Below are 6,542 nucleotides of genomic sequence, written 5' to 3'. Positions count from 1 at the left end.
GGGTTCATCACCGCGTGGGTGGTCGACCTGCGGGCCCGGGCGCGGGGCGCGGGCTTCCGGCGCCCCGCGCCTGTCCGGAGCGGGAAACCTGTGCGCGGTGACTACGGTGGTGCGATGCGTCCGATCATCGGGATCACGACGTACGTGATGCCTGCTTCCTGGGGTGTCTGGCGTGATCTCCCCACCACCCTGGTTCCGCACGACTACGCCGCCGCGGTGACCCTGGCCGGCGGCCGGGCGGTGCTCCTGCCGCCCGACGACCTCGACGCCGACGTGCTGCGGGTGCTCGACGGCCTGCTGCTCTCCGGCGGCCCGGACATCTCCCCGGAGCTGTACGGCGAGCAGCCGGGCCCGCACACCGCCGTCCAGCCGGAGCGGGACGCGGGCGAGCTCACTCTGTTGCAGGCCGCGCTCGACCTCGACCTGCCGGTGCTCGGTGTCTGCCGCGGCATGCAGCTGCTGGTCGCGGCGCACGGCGGCACCCTGCACCAGCACCTGCCCGACGTCCTCGGGCACGAACGGCACCGCGTCGCCCCCGCGGTGTACAGCGAGCACGAAGCCGTCTTCACCCCCGGCAGCCGGATCGCCGGGCTCATGGGTGCGGACGTGACCATCAACTGCTTCCACCACCAGGGCGTCGCCGATCCTGGAAAACTGACCGTCACCGGCCGGGCCGAGGACGGCCTGCCCGAGGCGGTCGAGGACCCGGATCGGCGGTTCCTGCTCGGCGTGCAGTGGCACCCCGAGGTGAGCCGGGACAAACGGCTCTTCGGCGCCCTGGTGGCGGCGGCCGCACGTAGCTGAAGGAGAACCGCACCCTCATGCGCAGACCGCTGATCGGCCTCACCTCGTACGCCCAGCACGTGTCGTTCGGCCGCAACGAGATGATGGCCGGCATGCTGCCGATGAACTATGTCAAGGCGGTGCACGCGACCGGCGGCCGGGCGGTGCTGATCACCCCCGACGACCCCGGCACCGATGTGCTCGAGTCCCTGGACGGCATCGTCTTCACCGGCGGCGGCGACGTCGACCCGGCGAACTACGGCGCCGAGCCGCACCCGGAGACCGAGGTGGACCCGGTGCGGGACGCGTCGGAGATCATGCTGATGCGGGCGGCGCTGGAGATGGACCTGCCGGTGCTCGGCGTCTGCCGGGGTCACCAGGTGATGGCGGTGGCCACCGGCGGCTCGCTGCACCAGCACCTGCCCGACCTGATCAACCACGACCGGCACCGCGCCCACGCCGGCACCGATCCGCTGGCCGCCGGCGCCGGTGACTACGGCCGGCACGGCGTGGTGACCGCGGAGGGCTCCCGGGCGCGCGAGCTGTTCGGCCGGCAGACCACGGTGAACTCGTTCCACCACCAGGCGGTCGCCGACCCGGGGGAGTGCGTGGCGAGCGGCTGGTGCCCGGACGACCGGGTGGTGGAGATCCTGGAGCACCCGGGGCGGACGTTCGCGCTCGGCGTGCAGTGGCACCCGGAGCGTACGGCCGACCTGCGGCCGTTCGCCGCCCTGAATCAGGCCGCCCTGGTGGGACGCGAGGCTGCCAGCGTGTAGCCGGAAGGTTCCGGTGTTAACGTGCCACCGGGCCGGCTTCACCGGTCACCCGACCCCCACGGGAGGCTTCTGATGGGCGCCCTGCCGGCCCGGCTGCGTGTCGCTTTCGAGCGCGGCGGCGAGATGGGCCGGCGGATGACGGCCCACGACTGGTCGGTCTCGCCCGCCGGTGATCCGTCGGCCTGGCCACCGGAACTGGTCGACGCGGTGATCATGATGCTGCGGTCGAAGGCCCAGATGGTGCTCTTCTGGGGGCCGGAGCACGTCGCGCTCTACAACGACGCCTACGCGCCGACCATGGGGGGCAAGCACCCCGTGTACCTCGGGCGTCCCGGCCGGGAGCTGTGGGCCGAGACCTGGGGTGTGATCGAGCCGCTGTTCCGCCGGGTCTACGAGACCGACGAGGCGTTCTACGCCGCCGACCACGTCTTCCTGATCGACCGGTTCGGTTTCCTGGAGGAGACCTACTTCGACATCTCCTATGACCCGATCCGGACCGCGGACGACGCGATCGGGGGGATCATGTGCGTGGTCACCGAGACCACCGGCCGGGTGCTGGCGGAACGGCGGGCCCGGACGCTCTCCGCGCTGGGCCGCCGCCTGGCCGACTCGCCCGGCGTGGCCGCGCTGGCCGCCGAGGCGGTCACGGTCCTCGCCGGGAATCAGGCTGACGTCCCGTCCGCCCGGCTGGTGCTGGAGGGCCCACCGCCGGTGGCCGCCGAGCGGGAGCTGGTGCTGCCGATCGACACCGGTGGCGCGCTGGTCGTCGAGGTGAGCCCGCGTCTGGCGCTGGACGACGGCTACCGGGACTTCCTGGAGCTGGCGGCGGCCCAGATCGGCCGGGCCGTGGCCAACGCCCGGGCCTACGAGCACGAGCGGCGCCGGGCCGCCGAGCTGGCCGCGCTGGACCGGGTGAAGACCGACTTCTTCTCCAACGTCAGCCACGAGTTCCGTACCCCCTTGACGTTGATCCTCGGCCCTCTGGAGGACCTGCTCGACGACCCGGCCACCGGCCCCGGCCTGCGCGAACGGCTCGTCCCGCTGCACCGCAACGGCCTGCGCCTGCTCAAGCTGGTCAACACCGTCCTGGACTTCTCCCGGCTGGAGTCCGGGCGGATGCGCGCCGTCTACCGCCCGACCGACCTGGCCGCGCACACCGCACGCCTGGCCGAGTCGTTCCGCCCGGCCACCGAGCGCGCCGGGCTGGACCTGGTGATCGACACGCCGTCGTCCCCCGTACCGGTACACGTGGACCACGAACTGTGGGAGAAGATCGTCTTCAACCTGCTCTCCAACGCGGTGAAGTTCACCCGCGAGGGCCGGGTCGAGGTACGTGTCCGGGTCGAGGACGAGCACGCCGAGCTGATCGTGCGCGACACCGGCGTGGGCATCCCCGTCGAGGAGCAGGCGCTGCTGTTCGACCGTTTCCACCGGGTCACCGGCGCGTGGTCGCGCAGCCACGAGGGCACCGGGATCGGGCTGGCGCTGGTCCGTGAGCTGGCCGAGCTGCACGGCGGCTCGGTGAGCGTGCACAGCGGGCCGGGCGCGGGCAGCGAGTTCATCGTCCGGATCCCGTTCGGCACCGCGCACCTGCCGGCCGACCGGGTCACCGACGAGCCGGCCGGGGTCGATCCGCGGCTCTGGGTCGACGAGGCCGTCCGGTGGAGCGGGGACTCCGGGAGCGTCCCGTCCGCCCCGGGCGCCGGCCAGGGCAGCATCCTGCTCGCCGACGACAACGCCGATCTGCGGGAACACGTGTCGCGGCTGCTCAGCCCGTACTGGGAGGTGGTCACCGCCGCGGACGGCAGGTCCGCCCTGGAACTGGCCCGCGAGCGGTCGTTCGACCTCGTGCTGACCGACGTGATGATGCCCCGGCTGGACGGCTTCGGGCTGATCGCCGACCTCCGGGCCGACCCGCGCACCCGGGACGTGCCGATCGTCGTGCTCTCCGCCCGCGCCGGTGAGGAGTCGGCGGTCGAGGGGCTGGCCGCGGGGGCCGACGACTACCTGGTCAAGCCGTTCTCGACGCGGGAGCTGACCGCGCGCGTACGGGCCAATGTGGAGCTCGGCCAGCTGCGCCGGGAGACCGTGAGCCGGTTGCGCGGCCTGGTCGACGCCGCGGTCGCGCTGAACGTGGTGATCGGCACCGCCGAGGTGCTCGACGTCGCCGCCCGGCACGTGCAGGCGATGACGTCGGCCGGGCGGGTGGTGCTGACCGCGCCCGACGCGCGCGCCGAGCGGGACGGCGGCGCCGACGCCGAGGCCGCGCCCGACCTGGTGCTGCCGCTGCCGGACACCGCCGGGCCGGCGCTCGGCGAGCTGCGGGTCTGGGCCGGCGACGGCGGGCCGGTCGAGCCGATGGTGCTCACCCAGCTGGCCCGGCTCATCGGGCTGCGGCTGGCCAACGCGCGCCTCTACGAGACCGAGCACCGGATCGCCCGGACACTGCAGCACAGCCTGCTCCCGCAGTCGCTGCCCCGGGTGCCCGGCGCGGTGGTGGGCAGCCGGTACGTCGCCGGCAGCAGTGAAGCCCGGGTCGGTGGCGACTGGTACGACGTGATCGCCGCCCCCGACGGCCAGTTGTACCTGGTCATCGGCGATGTGGTGGGCAAGGGCGTGCAGGCCGCGGCCGCGATGGGCCAGCTGCGGAACGCTCTACGGGCGTACGTCCTCGAAGGTTTCGATTGTGGTCCGGCCCTGAGCCGGCTCAACCGTCTGGTCGACACGCTCGGCCGGCGGCAGTTCGCCACGGTCTTCTGTCTGCGTTTCGACCCGGACACGCGGGTCGTGCGGTACTCGTCGGCGGGTCACCCGTCGCCGATCCGGGTCGCCCGCGGTGAGCTGGGCACGTTCCTCTACCGGACCGCGCTCGGGCCGCCGATCGGCGCGCTCCGCGACGTGCCCTATCCGACGCGGGAGGTGCAGCTCGACCCCGGTGACCGGCTGCTGCTCTACACCGACGGGCTGGTCGAGGACCGGCGGCAGGGCATCGACGCCGGGCTGGCCGAGCTCATCGAGGACGCCGCCAAACCCACCGAGCACGTCGAGGACCTGCTGGACCGGCTGCTCGCCAAGGCGGCCCGGCAGGTGCGGCGCGACGACATCGCCATGGTCGCGCTGGAGGTGACCGAGCCGCGCGAGTTCTCCATGCGGCTGCCGGCCGACCCGGCCCGCCTCAGCGTGCTGCGCAAACGGCTGGAGGACTTCCTGGTCGCGCACGCCGTCCCCGAGGCGGACGCGTTCGACCTGACCGTGGCGGTCTCCGAGGCAGCGGCGAACGCGATCGAGCACCCGGTCGAGCCGGCCGAGTCGTTCATCACCGTGGACGCGTCGATGCACGACGACGCGATCGTCGTGACCGTGCGCGACACCGGGCAGTGGCGGCCGTCGAGCGGCCCCGGTTTCCGCGGCCGCGGGCTGGCGCTGATCGGCGCGCTGACGGAACTCTCGGTTCACCGCTCGCCGGACGGCACCGCGGTCACGTTGCGCCGGCCGCTCACCTGAGCCAGGGCTGATCGCCCAGGCCGGAGATGTCGAGCACCCGGCGGACGCGGTCGGAGGGGAACACCTCGAGCGCGCCAGGGAACCGTTCCGCGAGGCGGATCAGCGTGTGGATCGCGGCCGAGTCGAAGAACGTCACCGCGCGCAGGTCGATGGTCGCGCCGGTGATCCGATCCGGGGTGGCGGCCTGGAAGAGGACGGGTGCCGTGGACATGTCGACCTCGCCGGTCACCGTCACGGTGACCCGGTCGCCGGAGACCGTTCCGGTCGCCGAGAACGGCGGGTCCTGACCCTCTAGATCCACCGGCATACGATTTCACAGCCGGTAAGTGGCGGGCAAGGACGGGCCCCGCACGGCGGATAGGCTGTCATCATGACGGTACGTGCCCCACTTGTGCCGGGCAAGCAGTCGCGTGAGCGGTCGGTCCCGGCAAACATCGTCCGCCCGGAATATGTGGGCAAGAAGCGTCCGAAGGAGTGGCGGGGCTCCCACGTGCAGACGCCCGAGACCATCGAGCGGATGCGGGTCGCCGGGCGGATCGCCGCGCAGGCCACCCAGCTCGCCGGCGAGCACTGCAAGCCCGGCGTCACCACCGACGAGATCGACCGGGTGGTGCACGAGTTCATCCTGGACCACGGGGCGTACCCGTCGACCCTGGGCTACAAGGGCTTCCCCAAGTCCTGCTGCACCTCGCTGAACGAGGTGATCTGCCACGGCATCCCGGACTCCACCGTGCTGGAGGACGGCGACATCATCAACGTCGACGTCACCGCGTTCATCGGCGGCGTGCACGGCGACACCGACGCGACGTTCCTGGTCGGGGACGTCAGCGACGACGCGCGGCTGCTGGTCGAGCGGACCCACGAGGCGATGATGCGGGGCGTCCGCGCGGTCGCCCCGGGCCGGCCGATCAACGTGATCGGGCGGGTCATCGAGGCGTACGCGCGGCGTTTCGGCTACGGCGTCGTCCGCGACTTCACCGGTCACGGCATCGGCGAGACGTTCCACTCCGGCCTCTACGTGCCGCACTACGACAACCCGCGGCTGGACACCGTCATGGAACCCGGTATGACGTTCACGATCGAGCCGATGATCACGCTCGGCACGCACGAATACGAGGTCTGGAAGGACGGCTGGACCGTCGTCACGAAAGACCGCAAATGGACGGCCCAGTTCGAACACACCCTGGTGGTCACCGACGAGGGTGCCGAGATCCTGACCCTTCCATAAAAAAGCCATGCGACGGTACGAGGGTTCGGCGCGGCCAACCGCAGAAGCCGTGTCCCGTCGCCGGTGACGCGAGGCCGCCGGTGGTCCGGGCCGCCCGGCGACCGTCCGGCCGTGGCCGGCGGTCACCCTCGCGAGCCCGCCGGTGGTCCCGGTCGCGGCGCGGCTCACGGTCCCGGGGGGGGGGGGGGGGGGGGGGGGGGGGGGCCGGTGCAAACACAGGCCCACCCCCCGCGAGCCGCGCGAGGGCGGGG

Annotated in this window: 5 protein-coding genes; 4 read left to right on the top strand and 1 reads right to left on the bottom strand. The window is 72.6% G+C overall.

Annotation, left to right across the window (positions count from 1 at the left end; genetic code table 11):
* The first annotated feature begins 114 nt into the window (after positions 1-114).
* The 3 genes from ACH442_RS08135 to ACH442_RS08125 all read left to right on the top strand — a co-directional run bounded on the left by ACH442_RS08135 (position 115) and on the right by ACH442_RS08125 (position 5,063).
* A complete protein-coding gene (locus ACH442_RS08135; protein WP_396337594.1) occupies positions 115-804 on the top strand; it encodes a gamma-glutamyl-gamma-aminobutyrate hydrolase family protein in 690 nt (229 codons plus the stop codon).
* A gap of 17 nt (positions 805-821) precedes the next feature.
* Positions 822-1,559, top strand: coding sequence for a gamma-glutamyl-gamma-aminobutyrate hydrolase family protein (locus tag ACH442_RS08130; RefSeq protein ID WP_396337232.1), 738 nt, complete (start codon positions 822-824; stop codon positions 1,557-1,559).
* 72 nt (positions 1,560-1,631) lie between these two features.
* The gene (locus tag ACH442_RS08125) at positions 1,632-5,063 is read left to right on the top strand and encodes a SpoIIE family protein phosphatase (protein ID WP_396337231.1); all 3,432 of its coding nucleotides are present in this window, start codon (positions 1,632-1,634) and stop codon (positions 5,061-5,063) included.
* On the opposite strand, the gene ACH442_RS08120 is transcribed toward ACH442_RS08125, so the two are convergent.
* Positions 5,056-5,370 (bottom strand): STAS domain-containing protein, encoded by a 315-nt coding sequence (locus ACH442_RS08120; RefSeq protein WP_396337230.1) that lies wholly within the window; start codon positions 5,368-5,370, stop codon positions 5,056-5,058. The genes ACH442_RS08125 and ACH442_RS08120 overlap by 8 nt on opposite strands.
* 63 nt (positions 5,371-5,433) lie before the next feature.
* Here ACH442_RS08120 and map point away from each other — a divergent pair, with 63 nt between their 5' ends.
* A complete protein-coding gene (map, locus tag ACH442_RS08115; RefSeq protein WP_396337229.1) occupies positions 5,434-6,291 on the top strand; it encodes a type I methionyl aminopeptidase in 858 nt (285 codons plus the stop codon).
* Positions 6,292-6,542 lie beyond the last annotated feature (251 nt).

The sequence above is a fragment of the Actinoplanes sp. NPDC020271 genome, from assembly GCF_044388125.1.
Taxonomy (GTDB): domain Bacteria; phylum Actinomycetota; class Actinomycetes; order Mycobacteriales; family Micromonosporaceae; genus Actinoplanes.
This window is presented reverse-complemented; position numbering and strand designations above follow the sequence as displayed.